The sequence below is a fragment of the Roseibium alexandrii DFL-11 genome (assembly GCF_000158095.2).
GTDB classification, from domain to species: domain Bacteria; phylum Pseudomonadota; class Alphaproteobacteria; order Rhizobiales; family Stappiaceae; genus Roseibium; species Roseibium alexandrii.
The window spans coordinates 4,450,507-4,470,321 of record NZ_CM011002.1 but is presented as its reverse complement, the minus strand read 5'-3'; the positions used below and the strand labels follow the sequence as shown (position 1 = coordinate 4,470,321).

Below are 19,815 nucleotides of genomic sequence, written 5' to 3'. Positions count from 1 at the left end.
CGCAGTTTATTCCTTATTTGATTGACTGGCCTCAAGGCGATCAAATGCAAAGACGATAGAATGCCATTTTCTCCAACAGATTTCGGAGAGGTCAATGGCCATTGCAAAGCGTATCGTCATCTTGGACGGGCACCCGGACCCTGCCCCCAACCATCTGTGCCACGCCCTTGCGGAGAATTATCGAAGCGGAGCTATCGAAGCCGGTCACGATGCAACGTTGATTCGGATTGCCGATCTGGATTTCCCGATCCTCCAAACACCGTCCGACTTTCAAAAACAGCCGACACCAGTCCCTTTGCAAGCTACCAGAGACGTCCTCTTCGCTGCGGACCATGTTGTGCTGATTTACCCCCTGTGGCTCGGCACGTTGCCAGCCTACACAAAAGCCTTCCTGGAACAGATATTTCATTACGACACCGCGTTCGAACGCGGCGCGGATGACGCTTGGCCTAAAGGTAAAATGAAGGGAAAGTCAGCGCGAATAGTTGTGACGATGGGGATGCCTTCGCTCTTCTACCGCCTCTGGTACCGGGCCCACAGTCTAAAAAGCCTCGAGCGGAACATCTTTCGCTTCATCGGGTTTTCGCACGTCAGGTCAACGATATTCGGAATGGTTGATGCCGCAGATGACACCAAGATCTCAGGGTGGAAGCGAAAAATAAGCACCCTTGGACAAAAAGCAGCCTAGGGCATTTCAGAGCTCAAAACTCACAGGCTGTCTCGAACGTAACACGCTTCCCACCGGTTGGATGATGCAGGGTCAGACTTTCTGCATGCAAGCGCAAGCGCGGCGAAGCTTCAAGCGCATCACCAGTCGCATAAAAACGGTCACCAACGATCGGGTGGCCGAGTGACAGCATGTGTACACGCAGTTGATGAGACCGGCCGGTAAACGGGAACAGCCGGACACGCGTGGTCCGCTCGTTCCGCATAATCACCTGCCATCTGGTCAAGGCCGGTTTGCCGTGTTCAAAGCTCACCATTTGCTTTGGACGATTCGGCCAGTCACAGACAAGCGGCAGATCGATCACTCCGGCATTCTTCTCAATCTGCCCCCAAACCTCGGCCACGTAGGTCTTCTCCGTTTTACGCCGCTCGAATTGAAGACCAAGGTGACGGTGGGCCTGTGCATTCATGGCAAGCACCATGACACCGGAGGTATCCATATCCAGCCGATGGACGATCCGCGCCTCAGGATGGGTTTGCTGCGCGCGGGCCTCGATGCAGTCAGAGTGCTCCAGGGCTTTTCCTGGAACACTGAGCAGCCCGCTTGGCTTATCGACCACCAAAAGATCCGCATCCACGTGGAGAACGTCAAGGAAAGGCTCGCGTGGTGGATCATAAACAAATGTGGCTGGTGCACTCGGGCTCATGAACCGGTTTATAGCGGGATCTCCCAAAAACAAAAGGCGCGGCCAGTGCCGCGCCTTCCGATATCCAAGCCTCAGTGCGCTTGCTAAAGCGCCTTGACGATTTCCTCGGTCATTTTCTTGGCATCGCCGAAGAGCATCATTGTCCGGTCGTTGAAGAAGAGCTCGTTCTGAATGCCCGCATAACCAGAAGCCATGCCGCGCTTGACAAAGAGGACAGTACCAGCCTTGTCAACATCCAGGATCGGCATGCCGAAGATCGGCGATTGCGGATCATCGCGAGCGGCCGGGTTGGTGACATCGTTCGCCCCGATTACGTAGACAACATCTGCCTGCGCAAATTCGGAATTGATATCCTCCAACTCGAACACTTCATCATACGGCACGTTTGCTTCGGCAAGGAGCACGTTCATATGACCCGGCATACGGCCTGCAACAGGGTGGATGGCGTATTTGACTTCAACGCCCTCCTCCTTGAGCTGGTCGGCGAGCTCACGCAGCGAGTGCTGTGCTTGCGCGACGGCCATACCGTAACCTGGAACGATGATCACCTTGGACGCGTTCTTCATGATGAAGGCCGCATCGTCCGCGGCACCTTGTTTGACAGGACGCTCTTCGCCATCATCGCCGCCGGCTGCAGCCGTTTCGCCGCCGAAGCCGCCAAGGATAACGGAGATGAACGACCGGTTCATGCCCTTACACATGATGTAGGACAGGATCGCACCGGAGGAGCCCACAAGCGCACCGGTGATGATCAGCGCCATGTTGGACACCGTGAAACCGATGCCGGCCGCGGCCCATCCGGAATAGGAGTTCAGCATCGATACGACCACCGGCATATCCGCGCCGCCGATCGGGATGATGATCAAGACGCCGAAGATGAACGCTACGATCACCAAGGCCCAGAACACCGTCATGCTTTCCGAGCCGACCAGAATGATCGTCAGCACGACCATACCGACTGCCAAAGCTAAGTTGATGGCATGACGCATCGGCAACATGATCGGCTTGCCGGACATGCGGCCGTCGAGCTTCAAGAAGGCAATAACCGACCCTGTGAAGGTGATTGCACCAATTGCGGCACCAATGGAGGCTTCCACCATTGCAGAGGTGTAGATTTGCCCTGGCGCACCGATCCCGAAAGCGCCGGGCGCATAGAGTGCACTGGCCGCGACAAACACTGCCGCGAGACCAACCAGCGAGTGAAAGGCTGCCACAAGCTGTGGCATGGCCGTCATCGGGATGCGCTGAGCAATATACGCGCCCAAGCCCCCGCCGACGCCGACACCGATGACGATCAGGAAGAACGATCCTGCCGTGAGGCCTGTTGCAAACAGCGTTGTAAGGACGGCAATAGCCATCCCGACCATGCCGTAAGTGTTGCCTTGACGAGACGTTTCCGGACTGGACAGGCCACGAAGGGCCATAATGAACAAGACTGCGGATATGAGGTAGAGAACCGCCGTTAGATTAGCTGACATGGGTCCGGCCTCCTATCGCTGCTTTTTCTTGTACATAGCGAGCATTCGGCTGGTCACGAGAAACCCGCCAAATATGTTCACGCTTGCAAGGACAAGGGCCAAAAATCCAAACACCCGCGCCATGTAGGCGCCGTCGCTTTGGGTCAAGTCAACACCAACTGCGAGCAATGCACCAACTACGATAACCGATGAAATCGCGTTGGTCACCGCCATGAGCGGTGTGTGCAGAGCCGGCGTTACCGACCAGACAACATAGTATCCGACGAAGATCGCCAGGACGAAGACCGAGAACAGGAACACAAACGGTTCGATTGCACTCGTTGATGCTGCCTGAACGGCTACATCGGCAGCTCCGCCTGCGATCTGATCCACATAACTTTGAGCTGCCGTTGCAGCTTCCTGCGCATTGGACGCGGCTTCCCTGGCTGCTTCCGCGGCCGCTTCTGCGCGTTCCAAGGCTTCAGTTTGAGACAAGTCGCTCATCACTCTCCCCCTGAGCTTTCCGCAGGAGCGAAGGCGGGGTGAACCACCTTGCCATCGCGGGTCAATACGGTTGCCTGCAGCAGCTCATCCTCAAAATCGGGTTTCAAGGCCTTGGCTTCTTTGTCGATCATAGTCTCAAGAAAAGCGAACAGGTTCTTTGCGTACAAAGCCGACGCGGAAGCACCGATCCGGGCTGCCATATTGAGATGACCAACGACTTTCACTCCGGCGACGGTTGCGATCTTTCCAGGTTTTGCTCCTTCCACGTTGCCGCCTCGCTCGACTGCCAGATCAACAACGATGGCCCCAGGACGCATGCTTTCCAGCATCGCCTTGCTGACAAGTTGCGGAGCCGGGCGCCCAGGGATCAACGCAGTGGTGATCACAATGTCCTGCTTGGCAATATGGGTCGCGACAAGTTCCGCTTGCTTCTTCTGATATTCTTCAGACATCTGCTTGGCATAACCGCCTGCGGTCTCCGCCTGCTTGAACTCTTCGTCCTCAACGGCAACAAATTTTGCACCAAGGGATTCAACCTGTTCCTTGGCAGCTGGCCGCACATCTGTTGCGGTGACAACAGCACCGAGACGCCGAGCGGTCGCAATGGCTTGAAGACCGGCAACGCCAGCGCCCATGACGAAGACGCGCGCGGCAGGGACAGTTCCTGCTGCCGTCATCATCATCGGCATGGCGCGATCATACTCGGCCGCCCCTTCGATGACGGCTTGATAACCTGCCAGGTTGGCTTGGGAGGAAAGGACGTCCATGACCTGCGCGCGGGTAATGCGCGGCATGAATTCCATTGCGAAGGCCGTGATGCCAGCTTTCGCCATGGCCTCAACATCCTTCTCGTTGCCATAGGGATCCATGGACGCCAGAACGAGCGCGCCTTTCTTCATGGCTCCGAGCTCACCTGCGGATGGGCGGCGGACTTTCAACACCACGTCGGCGTCGCCAACCGTCGATGCATAGTCGGCTGCGATTTCCGCGCCAGCGTCTTTGTAATCCTGGTCGGGAATACGCGAAAGCTTGCCGGCGTCCTTCTCAACAACCACGGTTGCGCCGAAGCCGATCAGTTTCTTGATCGTGTCAGGCGTGGCGGACACGCGTGTTTCAACCGCGTCGGTTTCGCGCGGTACAGCAATTTTCATATACCCCTCCCCAGGATTTGCGGCCCCGGGATCCGGGGCCAGAGCGTATGTCAGGTAAGGCTTAGACCAGCAGGATGCACAGAACGCCGGTCAGAGCAAATACGACTGTTGGCGGGACCCATCCTTTTTCCCCCAGCGCCATGCCAATGCCAGAGGCAACAAGCGTCGCGATGAGCATCAACCAACCAAAGACAACAGCAGAAGTGCCACCAAATGCGAACAGGATCAGGCAAAGAACAATGTTCAAAACCGCGACAGTGCCGATCTTGGAGAAGTTGATGAACCCCTCGTAAGTGCTCTCGTGCGTTTCGTAGTCCATTGCCGGTGCAGTTTCGTCAGACATAAAGTCCCCCAAATAAATTCCTCATTCAGTGGTCTTCCTTACAATAAACCCTTGCCGCTCGGCAATCTTTTGCATTGCAAATTCGAAGGAAGCATAGCAGCAATTCCGCTTACGTAAACGGAATATATATCCAACTTTCGAGTTAAGCCTGCGAGCCAACAAAGATAGGAACCGTACCTAAGCAGCCCGTCCAGCCTCAAGAAGTCCGGCAGCTTCAAGCGCAGTTTCCTGCCGATTGCGAACTGTACTTGCTTCAAATCCGTCAATTTGCTCATTGAACAGTTGAAAGAAATTCAACTCTGCCCGCAGGTGCAAAAAGACACCTCCTAGGCCAATTGCGGCCCGATCCATGAAAACGAACTCCTGCGGCACTGTAACAGGGCCAAGTTCTTTCAGCGCAGAGTGCACCCGGAACGCTTCTTTCCGGCCGTATTCAGCCGCCGAAACACCATCTGCGATCGACCGGACACGATCCGTGAGAAGCGGACCGTAAATAAAGCGGGCCCAAATATTCAGGACCTCAATGACTTCCTTTTTCAGGTTTTGAAATCCCCAGCGTTCATATGCGGCAACCACACGATCATTGTCCTCTTCCAAAAGCCCTTTGTAGAGTTCAACAACGCCTTCTACAAAAGCTTCCGGGAAGATCCGGATGCAGCCATAGTCCAGAAGATTGATACCGGATGGCACGCCATCTTCCTCAAAGACCGTGTAATTGCCCAAATGAGGATCACCATGGATCACACCGTAGCGGCTGAAAGGATGCCACCACGCGTGAAACATAGTCCGCGCCAACCGGTTGCGGTCTTCTTGATCATGCTCTTTGAAATCAAGCAATGGACGTCCGTGCATCCAGTTCATCGTCAAGAGCCGCTTGGTCGACAGATCCGGTACAACGTCGGGAACACGGATATGCGGCGCATCCTCGAGGATCTGCTTGTACAGCCCGATGTGCCCAGCCTCGCGGCCATAGTCGAGCTCCTCGCGAACGCGGGCACTGATTTCTTTCGCAATCTCGCTGGTATCAATTGCCGGCTTCATACGCCGGTGTAATGAAAACAGCATTTGAAGTTGCTTGAGATCAGCCTCTACTGCGGATGCCATATCCGGATACTGAAGTTTACAGGCCAGCACACGTCCGTCGTGTCCAGCAGCGCGATGCACTTGGCCAAGCGATGCGGCAGCAGCCGGTTCGCGCTCAAAACTTTCAAAACGTTTTTCCCAGCCGGCACCAAGCTCAGCCCGCATGCGCCGTTTGACAAACGCCCAACCCATAGGGGGGGCACTGGCCTGGAGCTTTGCAAGTTCGGTGGTGTATTCCGGCGGCAATGCATCGGGGATCGTGGATAGAAGTTGCGCTACCTTCATCAACGGACCTTTGAGCCCTCCCAAGGCAGCAGCCAGCTCGGAAGCGTTCTTGCCGTTATCAAGATCCATGCCCAGTAGTTTCGCGCCGGCAACTTTGGCAGCAATGCCACCAACGTTGGTGCCGACCCGTGCATATCGGCCCATACGTGCGCTGAAACGGTTGCTTTCCCGATCCTTGTCCTGAGGCATGTGCCCAGATGCTCCTTACCGAACGAAACGTTTCTATTGACCGGTACATATAAAATTGCCCGCCAACTTCCAGTCCAGAGGCTTAGAAACGACGATCTGTCACATCACTCCGGCTTCAGAAGTGAAGAGTTCGGACAAGGCGCGCGCCAACTCATCCCGCGCATTGGCCAACCCTTTGTATCGCAGTTGGTCCGGATCCAACACCATCAACTGCGTTCTGAGTTGCCCGGCCAACTGCTCCCGATCTGGATGCGCCTCCAATGCGCGCAACGGATCATGATGGATCTTAATCGTGAAAATGATGTCCCCACTTCCCGGCAAGCGGCGCAGAGTTTGGCGTTCAACTCTAAGGAAAAGGCGCGACAGGACAGAATCGCTGTCCCGCAAATCGATGCGATGCGGCTTCGGATTGTAGAGCTCATCATCCGGGTAAATCGACCAGTTAAAGCGGCATACATATTGGCCCACCTTCAGGTTATCGAAAAGGCGAGCGACCATTACGCCCATACGCTTTCCGTTAAAACCCGGGACGGTCTCGTGGATTGCGCTCATGGATTTCGAGAACTTTTCGGCCAATGACCAAGAGGACGGAAAACTGAGGCTGGCCGCCGCCAACCTGTAGCCGTCCGGCCCCGGACGCATCAGAACCAAGTCTTCTTGGACAAGGCGCGCGGCTGTCAGAAGTGCTGGCTTGCTGGACAGGTCGACGACCGGCCCTCGACCCGCAATCACCACTCGATTGGCCACAAACTTGTGGGTCTTGGAGTGATACCGATTCAAGTTTTCGACAATAAGCGCAAGCACCTCCTGCTGGGCCTCTTCCGTGCCGTCCTCAGCGCGGAAAACAGCATCACGGCGTTCGGATACCAAGCGGTCCTTTTCCGCAAGATGCGGAACAAGGAAAGCGTCCGGCTCGAGCCACTCCCCTTCGCTGATCGGCTTTAGACCCACTGTGAATGGATGGCTGGAGCCATCATAGGGGGTATGCTGAAACCGGATTGTTTCCTGGGACATCAAAGCGGACCGTTTCTCAGGCCTAGTCCAGAGTTTCCAGCTCATCGATCAAACGCTCGATGACGGACAGGCCTTTCTTCCAGAAATCAGGATCGGTCGCATCGAGACCAAATGGCTTCAACAATTCTGAATGATGCTTGGTCCCGCCAGCTTTCAGGAGTTCAAAATACTTCTCCTGGAAACCAGTCTCAGCTTCCTCGTAAACCGCATAAAGCGAGTTCACGAGGCAATCCCCGAATGCGTAGGCATAGACATAGAACGGTGAATGAATGAAATGCGGGATATAAGTCCAGAAAGTCTCATACCCTGCATTGAGCTTGATGGCCGGACCAAGGCTCTCGCCCTGCACCGACAGCCAGAGTTCCCCGATCTTGTCCGCGGTCAACTCGCCATTGCGCCGCTCCGTGTGAAGTTTCCGCTCGAAAGTGTAAAAAGCGATCTGCCGGACGACCGTGTTGATCATGTCCTCGGCCTTGGAGGCGAGCATGACTTTTTTGGTTTTCGGGTCTTCTGCTTTTGCCAAGAGGGATTTGAAGGTCAGCATTTCGCCAAAGACACTCGCGGTTTCAGCAAGTGTCAGGGGGGTCGGCGCCATTAGCGGACCATTCGGACCGGCCAGTACCTGGTGAACGCCATGGCCGAGTTCATGAGCCAGGGTCATGACATCCCGGACTTTGCCCTGGTAGTTGACCAGAACATAAGGATGCGCGCTTGGCACGGTTGGATGGGCAAAGGCACCGGGTGCCTTGCCGGACCTTGCTGGGGCATCAATCCAGCCCTTGTCGAAGAACCGGCTCGCGATCTCCGCCATGTCCGGGGAGAAGGTATTATAGGCAGAAAGCACCGTGTCCTTGGCTTCAGCCCAAGGAATGATCCGCGTATCGGCATCGGGTAGCGGAGCGTTTCGGTCCCAGGTGTTGAGTTGATCAACGCCGAGCCACTTTGCCTTGAGTTTGTAGTATCGGTGCGAAAGCCGCGGATAGGCCTCCCGGACTGCGGATACCATTGCGTCGACGACTTCACGCTCAACACGATTGGCCAGGTGCCTGCTATCGGCAATATCGGAGAAGTTCCGCCACCGGTCGGAAATCTCCTTGTCCTTGGTCAATGTGTTTGTGATCAGCGCAAAGGTGCTCAGATTTTTTGAAAACGTTTCAGTGAGCGCCTTTGACGCTTCTTCCCGCTTTTCCGGTGAAGGGTCGGTCAACAGATTAAGGGTTTGCTCTACCGGCAACTCTTCGCCCGAAACGGTGAAGGTCAACCGCGCCATCGTCTCGTCAAACAAGCGGTTCCAGGCACTGCTGCCCGTAACTGACTTTTCATGAAAAAGCTGCTCGACCCGATCTTCCAGCTGGTACGGCTTGTCCTTACGAAGATCTTCGATCCAGGGCCGATAATGGGCGAGATGTGCGTCCTCTAATGCGGCATCGACCACAGCATCTTCGATCCGGTTCAGTTCCAAGCTGAAGAACAGCAGATGCGAGCTTGCCGTCGTGATTTGCTCTTGAACATCTCCGTAGAACTTTTGTGCAGCTGCGTCTGTTGTATTGCCTGCATAAACCAGTCCGGCAAAAGAGATCAGGCGGCCCATGAGGTCTTCCAGATCTTCATACGCTCGAATGGCTGTCACCAAAGCCGCAACATTGTTTGCCGCCAAATCTGCAAGCCGTCCCTTGTAGGACGCCTCGAATGTTTTTGCGCGATCGAGCGCTTCTTTCAGGTCAGAGGTGACTTTCGGTGCGTCGACGGAAGGATAGAGGTCCGTCAGATCCCAAACCGGGAGATCGCCAAGCTCTGCATTTCCTGAGGCGGCAGGCGCAAATTTTGGGCTCAAAAAGGGCATTTCATACTCCGGAAAACGGCGGAACGATTGGTTGCTCCGATGGGATACCTAGGGAATTTGTAGGCCCTAGCCACCTTTAGCTGCAATCGAAAAACAGCATCTTTTTTCAATTGGGCTGGAGAATTTGTTTACCGCTTTACGACCAGAATGGCCCGAAACGAGACACCTTGACGAGTTCAAAGGCACCTGATGCAAGCACTCAGCGGCAAAATACTCATTGTTGACGACGATCCAATTCAGCGTCGGCTCCTGCAGGAAGCTGTGCACAAATTTGGCTACAGATCCAAAACTGCCGAAAACGGCGCAGAAGCTGTGCGGATCATGACCGGCCCTGAAGCCAGCGAAATCGATCTGATTATCCTCGATATGGTGATGCCGGAACTTGACGGCCTGGGCGTACTGGAGCGCCTGCGCGCGGACAAGATTTCCACCCCCGTGATCGTCCAAACAGCACATGGCGGCATCGACACGGTTGTTTCGGTAATGAATGCCGGCGCACAGGACTTTGCGGTCAAGCCGGTCGCACCTGAGCGGCTAAACGTTTCAATCCGAAACCTCCTGAAAACGTCCGCCCTGGAAGGAGAAATCACTCGGATCCAGAAGAAGGCCTCCGGGACCCTGACCTTCGCCGACATCATTACTCATTCGCCCGCAATGGAGAGGGTGATTAATCTGGGCAAGCGGGCCGCAGCCTCCAACATTCCGATCCTGATCGAAGGAGAGAGCGGTGTTGGCAAGGAAATGATTGCAAGCGCGATCCAGGGCTCCAGTGACCGCAAGTCAAAACCATTGATCACGGTCAACTGCGGCGCCATCCCCGATAATTTGGTGGAATCAATCCTTTTCGGCCACGAGAAAGGCGCTTTCACCGGAGCAGTCGACAAGCATGTCGGCAAATTTCAGGAAGCCCATGGCGGCACCCTTTTTCTAGATGAAGTGGGTGAGTTGCCACAAGATGTGCAGGTCAAACTGCTCCGCGCCATACAGGAAAACGAGATTGATCCGATCGGTTCCCGCCGTCCGGTCAAAGTGGATTTCAGGCTCATCTCTGCAACGAATCGCAGGCTCATTGATCAAGTTAAGGACAGTGCGTTCCGTGAAGACCTTTATTACCGTTTGAACGTTTTCCCCATTTGGATCCCGCCATTGCGAGACCGCCGGGAAGACATCCCAGCGCTCGTGCGGCATTTCCTGGCACGATTTGCGGCTGAAGAAGGCAAGCCCCAGGTGTCCGGTGTTGCCCAAGACGCATTGGCCATGCTTCAGGAGTACGCTTGGCCCGGCAACATTCGGCAATTGCAGAACACCGTCTTCCGGGCAGTCGTCTTATGTGATGGAGCCCAGCTAACCATCGACGATTTTCCGCAAGTTTCCGCCGCAATTGAGCACCCTGGTAGCCAGTCCGGCGTTTTGCCCCCAAGCGTTGCAGCCCCCTTTGCTGCGGCTCCGCAAGACCCCGCTGCTGTTACGCCGCCGCCACCTGCCCAACCGGGTGCCCCGACAGTAGCGAACACCACAACGCCGGCCGGATTTGAGGGATCAGCACCCTTCGGCTTCATGCGGAACCTCGACCCGGAAGGGCATGTCAGAAAACTGACTGATATTGAGGAAGAGATTATCCGGGCCGCCATCAAGCATTACTCCGGACGGATGACAGAGGTTGCCAAACGGCTGGGCATTGGCCGGTCCACCCTCTATCGCAAGCTCAAGGAATACGGTCTGGACGATGGCGGCACGGATGCAGCTGCCTAATTTCCAGACACTTTAAGCCTCCCACTCGGCTTTGGCCGATTTTTGAACACATTCGAGCGGTACGGGATTTCCTCGGGGTATCGCGCGCAATCCGTTGCCGATAACCGCCCAACAAGTTGCAATTTTACCACGATTTCTGCAGAACTGAGATTAGGGTAAAAACTTCTTAACCTGCGGCATGTAAAACGCGGGTTCTGCTGGGGAGCACGGGATGGGTGCAAGCCACCACAAAACGGCGGGATAGAAATTGCGTAAACGGTCTGTTGGTTTCGACGCCGTCGCCTGGATAAAACGCGCCGCGATTTCCGCGGCAGTGATCGTGGCGTTTGCCATGACATTTGCAGGCACGGTTCAAGCAGAAACCAGAACCTTGAAGCTATATAACACGCATACCAAAGAGCGTGTTTCGATCACTTTCAAGAAGAACGGCCGGTATATTCCGTCCGGTCTGCGGGAAGCCAATCGGTTTCTGCGCGACTGGCGGCGCAACGAAATCACAAAGATTGATCCGGAACTGCTCGATCTTGTTTGGGAAGTCTATCAAAAGGTTCGGGCCGGGGATTACATTCACGTTGTATCCAGCTACCGGTCGCCTGCGACAAACAACATGTTGCGCAAGCGCTCCAAAGGCGTTGCCAGAAACAGCCAGCATACGCTCGGCAAAGCCATGGACTTCTTTATTCCGGGCGTGAACATCAGAAAGCTCCGTGAAACCGGCTTGCGCAAGCAAGTTGGCGGGGTCGGCTATTATCCGCGTTCTGGCTCTCCGTTTGTCCATTTGGATACGGGCAGTGTTCGGCATTGGCCGAAGATGAGCCGATCGCAGCTTGCGCGGGTGTTCCCGAACGGCAGGACTTTGCATATCCCCTCTGACGGCAAGCCGATGAAGGGCTACAAGATCGCCCTTGCGGAATCCAAATCGGGCCGGCGGAGTTCAACACGGCCGACCATTGTCGCATCAAACGACACGTCTGCCGCGCGGAACATCAATGATCGAGACCAAGGCGCACGGACGCTTACAACCCGGAACCAGAGTGTCCGCAGCGCTCCAGTCCCCACGCCTCCGGCAAATGTCACACGTGAAGCACCAGAGGGTGGGGGTAATTTGTTTGCCAGCCTGTTTGGTGGCGGCGAGCGCACTGGGAACTCCGATGCAACCCGGCCAGGCGCAGTCGGAGGCCGCCAGACGGCATCGCAGGCTGAGACAGTTTCTCCGGTCGTAGCCAATCCCCCTGTGCCCACCCGCAAGATCATAGACACGCCTGAGGAAGCCCCGGTCACTGCAGTGGCAAGCGCGGCTCCGGAGTTGAAGCCAATCGACGAGCAGCCGGCTCAAATTGCAAGCGCGGCATCTGTTCCAACACCCGCACCCAACACGCTCGATGGTCAACGGGCAGCTTTGAATGACGGCCAGCCTTCAGCTGCAAGCGAACCACTGGACGCGCGTTTCCAGATTGCCAGGGCTCCGGCACAAAAGCCTGCAGCGAGCCTCCAAGCAGCAGCACAAGCTGCAGCAGAGAAAGTAGGTGGCTCTGAGGGAACGACAGTTGACGATCCGGTGGCGGCAATTGCTGCTGCAACGGGCACTGCGATCCCGTCACCAGCCCCTGCTCCGCGCTCAGATACCACTCTTGCCTATGCATCGGCGGCGCCGACACCGCCTGAATTGACCCGGTCACTACGGCCTGGCACCGCCACGAACCAACAGGCCGCAGCGCCGCGTCCGGCGGCTGCACCTGCAGTGGCCGCGCGGCCATCGGTATCCGGGCGAATTCCGAAAGACCAGATTGTTGATCCGCTTGCTGGATTCGCAAGCCTGCCGGACCGGTCCGAACCACTTCTGCTAACTGGCGCTGGTACAGCCCGCCACCAAACATTTGCGTGGTTGAGCCATCCCAATCAGCGGCAACTGAACAATGTCATGAAGCCGGGCAACCGGTTCGTAGCTGCAAGCTTCCAGCAAGATCCCTACGGCAATCTGCGCACCGACCGATTCGACGGGCCCGCCATCGTAGTGCTGCCTGTCCGGTTTGCCAGATAGCAGGGTTTCAGAGCGCTCTGACAAAAAAACGCCGGGTCAACAGCCCGGCGTTTTCTGTATCGATAAGTAGCTCAGCCCTCCGAAGGCCCAGCTCCCGCCATGCCGAGCGCATGCAGGTAGAGGTCGAGAACAGCTTCTTCTTCCTCGCGCTCATGCGGCTGCTTCTTGCGAAGAGAGACAACCTTGCGCAGGATTTTGACGTCGTAGCCATTACCCTTGGCTTCGGCGTAGACGTCCTTGATGTCATCCGAGATGACCTTCTTTTCTTCTTCCAGACGCTCAATACGTTCAATGAAGGCACGCAGCTGGTCTGCGGCCACTCCACCCGGATCGGACATACGAGTGTTTCTCCTTGGCTAGTTGTGTTCTTCTTTTGCGTCAAAGTCACGGACGGTGTCACAACACCAGTCCGCGTTAATTCCGGCCGGTGCCGTGCCAGACTTCAAGAGGCACGTCAAGCGGACCAGACCAAAGCCCTCAATGCTCAGGCTTGTTTTTATCAAAAGCGGCTTTTTGCGCGGCTGTGGCCTCGGTTTGATACTTTGCCTTCCAGTCACCGTAGGGCATGCCGTAGACGATCTCGCGAGCTGCGTCCTTGTCCAGGCTCATGTCCTTTTCGGCAGCCGCATCGGCATACCAATTGGACAGGCAATTCCGGCAGAACCCCGCAAGGTTCATCATGTCAATGTTCTGAACATCGGTACGCCCACGCAGGTGTTCGACCAACCGGCGGAAAACGGCAGCTTCCAGCTCAATTTTCGTTTGCTCATCCATATCAACTCATCTCCCTCAACTCTGCTCATGAAACCGAGCGGTCATTTGCTGACACAACGCGAAACATAGTGCCGAACCTGACGGCATTCTGACGATTGCGAGAGGTCCTTCAGTATTGGCTCCAGCCGATCGGCCCACTCCATCGCCCCTCGGTTATCTCCGATCAGGTCTTGCCGAATCTCCAGCAGCGCTTGAGACAGGCCCCGCTTGGTTGCGTGCCGGTACATCGTGTCATTTTCAAGAGCACCATCGTAGGGCTCGTTGTCTCCGACAACCAGATCGGCTTGTGCCCGCAAACCTGCCAGTATGGGATCGACAGCGCGCGGGTCGCTGTCCCAGAGCACCGTGACATGCCAAGGTCTTGGGACGCCCCGCCAGACTGGCGTGAAACTATGGATCGAAATGATCACTGGCGCCGGCGCAACCGCCATCATCCGATCCAGCGCTGCATCGATCAGGTCATGATACGGCTTGTGAAAAAGATCAATCCGCCGCCGCCTCTCAGTCGCATCAACTGCTGCATTCCCTGGGACAATGGCACCATCCGACAAGCGCATGATCAGGGTTGGGTCATCTTCGCCCCGATTGGGATCAATCAACAATCTTGAGAACGTCGACAAGCAAGCCGGAGCATTGAGACGGCGAGCCAGTTCCATCGTGACAGCACGAGCTCCAATATCATACCCAATGTGCCGCTCGAACTGCGCGGCAGGGACCCCAAGATCACCATACTCATCCGGAACCGTGTTCCGCGCATGGTCACACAAGAGCAAGATGCCTGCGGTCTCGTCACCATGAACATATTCAAACGGCTGAAAGGATGTGTCCGGCATCGGGACAGGATCGGTCATCGTGATCTTCTTGATTTCAAAATGCAGGTGTCGAGGCAGGGCGCCAGATTTACGACAAAGGCTCAACGGAACCAAGCCCAATTCCAATGACCACCGCTTATATCGGCCCCGGATCGAAAAAAATCAGCTCATTTAGTGATCGCACCGGCAAGCAATCAACAACATAGGTTTTTGATGTGGATGAAAGTGTTTGGTTACCCTTTTTTGACGGCTAACGGCTACCTACGGAGGAACGGTCATGTTCCCGCCCCAATTATAACTTCATAGGATAGCTTGGTTTCATCTGGGTGGGCCCAAGAGATGGAAGCGATGGATGTCAAGGGGTTTTCCTCCCGCACATATCTTGTTAACGACGTTGACAAGACACTTCTGTCCACGCAAAAAGCCAATGTCTGTAAAGCAGCAAAGTGAACGACTGCGTATGTTAGAGGTAGGGGAACGGCACCGGGGCTGGTCGCAAACGTGGATGCGTACATCCATTCAGACCTTCTGCGCCTTAAGTCTGGCCTTCTTCCTGAACACCATTTTCAGCGGAAACGCACACGCTGATCTCCGTCTATGCAACAAGACGGACAGCCAGGTCGGTGTGGCTATTGGATACAAGGACAAGTCCGACTGGATCACTGAAGGTTGGTGGAACCTTGCGTCCAACAGCTGCGAAACACTGGTCCCGGGCGCTCTGGTGTCACGATACTATTACATCTATGCGGTGGATTACGACCAGTTCGGCGAATGGGGTGGGCGCGCTTTCATGTGCACCCGGGAAAAAGAATTCACCATTCGCGGAATTGAAGATTGCGTTGCTCGGGGTTTCGAGCGGACAGGCTTTTTTGAAATCGACACGGGAGAACAAAGCAGCTGGACAGTCCAGCTCACAGAACCCGTGCAACAAGGGACAGGTGGGCGATGAGGCGAAACCGACGAGTTAAAATTCTCGCAACTCTCGGACCCTCCTCCTCAGAACAAGACATCATCGAAAAATTGTATGTAGCTGGTGCTGATGTGTTTCGCATCAACATGAGCCATACCGATCATGATCGTCTCAAGATGCTGGTTAGCCGCATCCGTGCTGTGGAGGAAGTGACAGGAAGACCGATTGGGATTCTTGCCGACTTACAGGGACCAAAACTGCGTGTAGGCACATTTGGCGATGGGCCGGTGATGCTTGAGAACGGCGCAGTCTTTACTTTGGATGCAGACACATCACCAGGCGATGTTCATCGCGTTCATCTCCCTCATCCGGAAATCTTGAAGGCTCTGGAACCAGGCCACAGGTTGCTTCTTGACGATGGCAAGATCCAACTGCGCGTGACAGAATCCTCTCCGGCGAAAGCTCAAACCGAAGTTATCGTTGGCGGCAAGCTCTCTGACCGTAAGGGCGTCAGTGTTCCAGACTCTGAAATCGCGACCAGCGCGATGACGGAAAAGGATCACAAGGACCTGATTGCAGCGCTGGAGCAGAACGTCGACTGGGTTGCCTTGTCCTTCGTTCAACGCCCGGACGACCTCGCAGAAGTGCGCAAAATCACTCGCGGCCGCGCCGGTGTTCTTGCAAAGATTGAAAAGCCACAAGCGATCGGCCGCCTTGATGAAATCATCGAGCTGTCAGACGCGATCATGGTGGCTCGTGGCGATCTTGGCGTTGAAATGCCACTGGAACAGGTTCCAGGTTTGCAAAAACGGATCACACGCGCTTGCCGCCGCGCGGGCAAGCCGGTGGTCATCGCAACTCAAATGCTTGAGTCCATGATCACTGCACCGGTGCCAACCCGTGCAGAAGTTTCGGACGTTGCGACTGCCGTCTTTGAAGGTGCTGACGCTGTTATGCTCTCAGCGGAATCGGCAGCTGGCGACTTTCCGATCGAGGCCGTATCCACAATGGACCGGATCGCGCAACAGGTGGAACAGGATCCGAACTACCGGACCATCATTTACGCCCAGCGCACAGAACCAGAAGCGACCGGCTCTGATGCGATCTCTGCGGCTGCACGCCAAATTGCGGAAACGCTTAATCTGGCTGCTGTGGTTTGCTACACGACATCCGGCGCCACGGGTTTGCGCGCTTCGCGGGAACGCCCGTCCAGCCCGATCATCGTATTGTCGCCCGTCATGGCAACGGCCCGCCGGCTGTCGCTCGGCTGGGGTCTCCACTGCGTGGTCAGTGAAGATGCTGCCAACGAAGAGGATATGATCGATCGCGCCTGCCGGATTTCTCATTCGGAAGGATGGGCAAAACCGGGTCAACGGATCATCATTACCGCCGGCGTCCCGTTCGGCACACCAGGATCCACCAATATGTTGCGGATTGCGTTTGTTGGCACAGACGGCCAGGGCGGCATTTGACGATCTAATCGGTTGAAATTTCCAGAGGGCGGCACCTGGCCGCCCTTTTTTATTCGCTGCTCCGGCCCTCCGATACGGCTGCCTTCCCGACCCGGAGAACAAGCTGGTCCAAAACCTCGACAATGGCCTCAGTTCGGGTGTGATGCGGCATGTGCCCAGCCCCCTCCAAAACCACAAGCTCCGCATTTGGAAGATCGCGCAGCAAACCTTCGCTATGAATAGATGGCCACACGACCGTGTCTTCTGTGCCGGTTAAGATGACAGCAGGCTGCTCCAGATCACCATAATCCTTGGACTGCGCTGTTACGTGAGGCTTCAAGCGAGCGATGTCTGTGGCATTTGAACGGAAAGCGTCCGGCAAAAAGAGCAAAGGCAATCGTGTTGCCTGATTGTAGCTCTCTGGCTGGGGCTCTGGATGAAAAACGTGCCGGATGGACCGTGGCGCCAAATACTCGGCTACGGGAAGCGTCAAGATCCGGCAGAACAACCACCCGATTACTGGCGCAGCTGCCACATGATAATACCATGCAACACCGCCTGGCCACGGGTGCGTTGCAGGCGCTAAAAACGCCAAGCCGCATATCCGGTCCGGCGCCCTTAGACCAAGTGCGGCCGTTACAGACGCGCCCAATGAGTGACCGATGGCAATACACTGATCAATGCCCAATTCTCGAAGCAGTCCTTCAATCACCTCTGCCTGACGAGCGGGCGAGTTCTTTCCATCCGATATAGCACCGGAAAAACCCAAGCCAGGCCGGTCTACAAAAAGCAACGGATAACGCCCTTTCAGCGGCTTTAGAAACGCTAGTTGAGAATCATAAGCGTTCCCGCTTGCACCATGCAGGAAGACCAAGGTCGGCGTATCGGGAGACCCGTTTTCCGCTGAGAAAAAATGATAGTGGAGTTGAACACCGTCCACGGTGCACATTTCCCCATCGGGTCGGATCGAACGTCTGATCTGATTAAACCGCAAGGCCGAGTAACCTGCAAGCGATGCGAACACAACAAGGATTGCTAGCAGAACTGAGAGCATATTGAGGGACTGAAACCGTATAGTTGGAATGCGTTATACGGGTTAAGTGGCGCAGGATCTGCGCATTTCCATCAAACGGGCTCACCCTCTGCGTCTTTTTCCAGCGACTCAACAGCTTCACTGGCGTTTTCCAGACCTGGATGGATTTCCAAGGCCCGCCGGAACGTGGACAGCGCTTGCTCGTTGAATCCCAGGCGGCGCTGGATGATCGCAAGGCCCGATAGCGCGCCCCAATGCCGGGGTTCCAAGGCCAAGGTCCGTTCAATATCGACAAGAGACTTGCCGAAATCTTCCTTCATGTAGTGCACGGTCGCCCTGCGGTTCCACCCTTCGGCAAAGGACGGCTCGAGTACGACAACGACATCGAGAAGATCAAGCGCAAGCCCATGATCCTCGGCCTGGATCGCGCGCCCAGCGCGCGCCATCAACAGATCGACAGTATCAGATCCTGAGTCCATCCAGATGCGCCGGATGTCGCGTGCAACGCGTTGGCGTGCTGCCAGATCTTCGGCACCCGCCAGATCTTCATAAAGACCATCCAGCTTGGAAAGAGTTTCGCCGGGGTCGGTTTCTTCCACGACCACCTGCCCGCCTTCCTCCGGCTCTGCATCCGGCAAAGCATCAAAATCGTCAACAGAGGGCGTGTCTGTCTCTGGCCCGAGATCAGGCACCGGTTGGGCAAGACCAACAACCGGAGACAGAAATAGAAAGGTGGCAAACACAAAAATCCGCATACAACGATTATGGGTCGTTGAATGCGGCGGTCAATCCCGAAAACTCACACTTTCACACAAACACCATTGCGTACAGTGTCGCCCGGCACTTCGCCAATGCGACCAACTGACGATGGCTGTTATATGACGCTGCTAAAAGCAGCGTCAGAACACTTAGCCCTGACGTGCCTTGAAGCGCGGGTTTTTCTTGTTGATGATGTAAACGCGGCCCTTACGGCGAACCATGCGGTTTTCCCGGTGACGGGTCATCAACGCTTTGAGCGAATTCTTGATCTTCATGTCATTGTCCCCGTGGGGTCGTCTGTTTAGCTTCAAACCAAATGAGCGCCCGAGGCGCCCATTCTTCTCAGTCGTTTTTGCCGGAAGTCGCTGCAGATTTTTGCGCAAGTCTTCCAAGCTAGAGCGCATCACATGTCTGATCTGCGCAATAATGGTGGGCGTGACAGGGATTGAACCTGTGACCCCTTCGATGTCAACGAAGTGCTCTCCCGCTGAGCTACACGCCCGAATTTCTTCGGCCACCGGCGCCCCAACGCCGTGGTGGGGTGCGATATAGCGGGGATCCAAAGTCTGTGCAACCCCCTTTTCACCGAACTGTCAAAAAATCCTTTTTCGCTCTTTAGCCTGTTGAAAGTGACGCTTAGGCCGCAAGCATTCGTTCCACTTCCTGCACCAAGTCCTTGAGGTGGAAGGGCTTTGAAAGAACCTTTGCATCTTTCGGCGCGTCCGATTCAGGATTAAGCGCAACGGCTGCAAATCCGGTAATGAACATCACCTTCAGATCAGGGTCGAGCTGCGTGGCACGCCTTGCAAGCTCAATGCCGTCCATCTCCGGCATCACAATATCGGTCAGGAGCAGGGAAAACGGTTCTTCGCGCAGTCTCTCGTACGCGCTTTTGCCGTTATCAAATGACACGACGTCATACCCGGCATTTTCCAGAGCCTTCGCCAAGAACCGGCGCATGTCGTTATCGTCTTCGGCAAGCAGGATACGCGGCATAGTTTGCAACCAATTTCATTCGCATTACGGAGCGTTCAAGTCTTT

The 19,815-nt window shown here is 55.6% G+C and carries 20 protein-coding genes and 1 tRNA gene; 5 read left to right on the top strand and 16 right to left on the bottom strand.

The annotated features are described in order from the left end of the window. Positions 1–94 precede the first annotated feature (94 nt). Positions 95–688: an NAD(P)H-dependent oxidoreductase gene (locus tag SADFL11_RS20715; protein WP_008191632.1), complete on the top strand. Its 594-nt coding sequence runs from the start codon at positions 95–97 to the stop codon at positions 686–688. 13 nt (positions 689–701) lie between these two features. Here the strand turns inward: SADFL11_RS20715 and SADFL11_RS20710 are convergent, their stop codons facing one another. The 8 genes from SADFL11_RS20710 to SADFL11_RS20675 form a co-directional block, all read right to left on the bottom strand. Continuing rightward, positions 702–1,373: a pseudouridine synthase gene (locus SADFL11_RS20710; protein WP_040451035.1), complete on the bottom strand. Its 672-nt coding sequence runs from the start codon at positions 1,371–1,373 to the stop codon at positions 702–704. An 83-nt stretch (positions 1,374–1,456) separates the two neighbouring features. Next, positions 1,457–2,851, bottom strand: coding sequence for an NAD(P)(+) transhydrogenase (Re/Si-specific) subunit beta (locus SADFL11_RS20705; RefSeq protein WP_040451036.1), 1,395 nt, complete (start codon positions 2,849–2,851; stop codon positions 1,457–1,459). A 12-nt stretch (positions 2,852–2,863) separates the two neighbouring features. Continuing rightward, positions 2,864–3,334: a proton-translocating transhydrogenase family protein gene (locus SADFL11_RS20700; protein ID WP_008188999.1), complete on the bottom strand. Its 471-nt coding sequence runs from the start codon at positions 3,332–3,334 to the stop codon at positions 2,864–2,866. After that, entirely contained in the window at positions 3,334–4,485 is a 1,152-nt protein-coding gene (locus SADFL11_RS20695; RefSeq protein ID WP_008195039.1) for a Re/Si-specific NAD(P)(+) transhydrogenase subunit alpha, read from the bottom strand. Before SADFL11_RS20695 ends, SADFL11_RS20700 begins: the two co-directional genes overlap by 1 nt. A 61-nt stretch (positions 4,486–4,546) precedes the next feature. Continuing rightward, a complete protein-coding gene (locus SADFL11_RS20690; protein WP_008190938.1) occupies positions 4,547–4,828 on the bottom strand; it encodes an aa3-type cytochrome c oxidase subunit IV in 282 nt (93 codons plus the stop codon). Positions 4,829–5,005: 177 nt separating this feature from the next. Continuing rightward, positions 5,006–6,385 carry an ABC1 kinase family protein gene (locus tag SADFL11_RS20685; RefSeq protein ID WP_008195103.1) on the bottom strand — a complete coding sequence of 460 codons (1,380 nt, stop codon included), beginning with the start codon at positions 6,383–6,385 and terminating at the stop codon, positions 5,006–5,008. A gap of 99 nt (positions 6,386–6,484) precedes the next feature. Then, positions 6,485–7,399, bottom strand: a complete 915-nt coding sequence (locus tag SADFL11_RS20680; protein WP_008196420.1) for a heme-dependent oxidative N-demethylase family protein — start codon at positions 7,397–7,399, stop codon at positions 6,485–6,487. Between the two features lie 22 nt (positions 7,400–7,421). Beyond that, the gene (locus tag SADFL11_RS20675; protein WP_008196801.1) at positions 7,422–9,242 is read right to left on the bottom strand and encodes a M3 family oligoendopeptidase; all 1,821 of its coding nucleotides are present in this window, start codon (positions 9,240–9,242) and stop codon (positions 7,422–7,424) included. Positions 9,243–9,431: 189 nt separating this feature from the next. Between SADFL11_RS20675 and SADFL11_RS20670 the strand changes: the two genes are divergently transcribed. Next, positions 9,432–10,994, top strand: coding sequence for a sigma-54-dependent transcriptional regulator (locus tag SADFL11_RS20670; protein ID WP_008194989.1), 1,563 nt, complete (start codon positions 9,432–9,434; stop codon positions 10,992–10,994). 331 nt (positions 10,995–11,325) lie between these two features. Continuing rightward, on the top strand, positions 11,326–13,035 hold the full coding sequence (locus tag SADFL11_RS20665; protein WP_050776003.1) for a peptidoglycan L,D-endopeptidase MepK: 1,710 nt from the start codon (positions 11,326–11,328) through the stop codon (positions 13,033–13,035). 71 nt (positions 13,036–13,106) lie between these two features. Here the strand turns inward: SADFL11_RS20665 and SADFL11_RS20660 are convergent, their stop codons facing one another. From SADFL11_RS20660 to SADFL11_RS20650, 3 genes are all read right to left on the bottom strand, one after another. Continuing rightward, the gene (locus tag SADFL11_RS20660) at positions 13,107–13,373 is read right to left on the bottom strand and encodes a DUF2312 domain-containing protein (RefSeq protein ID WP_040451037.1); all 267 of its coding nucleotides are present in this window, start codon (positions 13,371–13,373) and stop codon (positions 13,107–13,109) included. 139 nt (positions 13,374–13,512) lie between these two features. Beyond that, positions 13,513–13,809: a DUF1244 domain-containing protein gene (locus tag SADFL11_RS20655; RefSeq protein WP_008190008.1), complete on the bottom strand. Its 297-nt coding sequence runs from the start codon at positions 13,807–13,809 to the stop codon at positions 13,513–13,515. A 41-nt stretch (positions 13,810–13,850) separates the two neighbouring features. Next, positions 13,851–14,660 (bottom strand): N-formylglutamate amidohydrolase, encoded by an 810-nt coding sequence (locus tag SADFL11_RS20650; protein WP_008190339.1) that lies wholly within the window; start codon positions 14,658–14,660, stop codon positions 13,851–13,853. A 466-nt stretch (positions 14,661–15,126) separates the two neighbouring features. On the opposite strand from SADFL11_RS20650, the gene SADFL11_RS20645 reads away from it, so the two are divergent. Both SADFL11_RS20645 and pyk read left to right on the top strand, forming a co-directional pair. Then, on the top strand, positions 15,127–15,570 hold the full coding sequence (locus SADFL11_RS20645; protein ID WP_008190404.1) for a DUF1036 domain-containing protein: 444 nt from the start codon (positions 15,127–15,129) through the stop codon (positions 15,568–15,570). Then, on the top strand, positions 15,567–17,003 hold the full coding sequence (gene pyk, locus SADFL11_RS20640; RefSeq protein WP_040451038.1) for a pyruvate kinase: 1,437 nt from the start codon (positions 15,567–15,569) through the stop codon (positions 17,001–17,003). The genes SADFL11_RS20645 and pyk overlap by 4 nt, the downstream gene beginning before the upstream one ends. 49 nt (positions 17,004–17,052) lie before the next feature. Here the strand turns inward: pyk and SADFL11_RS20635 are convergent, their stop codons facing one another. The 5 genes from SADFL11_RS20635 to cpdR all read right to left on the bottom strand — a co-directional run bounded on the left by SADFL11_RS20635 (position 17,053) and on the right by cpdR (position 19,770). Continuing rightward, entirely contained in the window at positions 17,053–17,931 is an 879-nt protein-coding gene (locus tag SADFL11_RS20635; RefSeq protein ID WP_228198226.1) for an alpha/beta fold hydrolase, read from the bottom strand. A 176-nt stretch (positions 17,932–18,107) separates the two neighbouring features. Continuing rightward, positions 18,108–18,770, bottom strand: coding sequence for a tetratricopeptide repeat protein (locus SADFL11_RS20630; protein ID WP_008197297.1), 663 nt, complete (start codon positions 18,768–18,770; stop codon positions 18,108–18,110). A 153-nt stretch (positions 18,771–18,923) separates the two neighbouring features. Further along, the gene (ykgO, locus tag SADFL11_RS20625; RefSeq protein WP_008196524.1) at positions 18,924–19,049 is read right to left on the bottom strand and encodes a type B 50S ribosomal protein L36; all 126 of its coding nucleotides are present in this window, start codon (positions 19,047–19,049) and stop codon (positions 18,924–18,926) included. 152 nt (positions 19,050–19,201) lie between these two features. After that, positions 19,202–19,276, bottom strand: a tRNA-Val gene (locus SADFL11_RS20620). 134 nt (positions 19,277–19,410) lie between these two features. Further along, the gene (cpdR, locus tag SADFL11_RS20615) at positions 19,411–19,770 is read right to left on the bottom strand and encodes a cell cycle two-component system response regulator CpdR (protein WP_008196017.1); all 360 of its coding nucleotides are present in this window, start codon (positions 19,768–19,770) and stop codon (positions 19,411–19,413) included. Positions 19,771–19,815 lie beyond the last annotated feature (45 nt).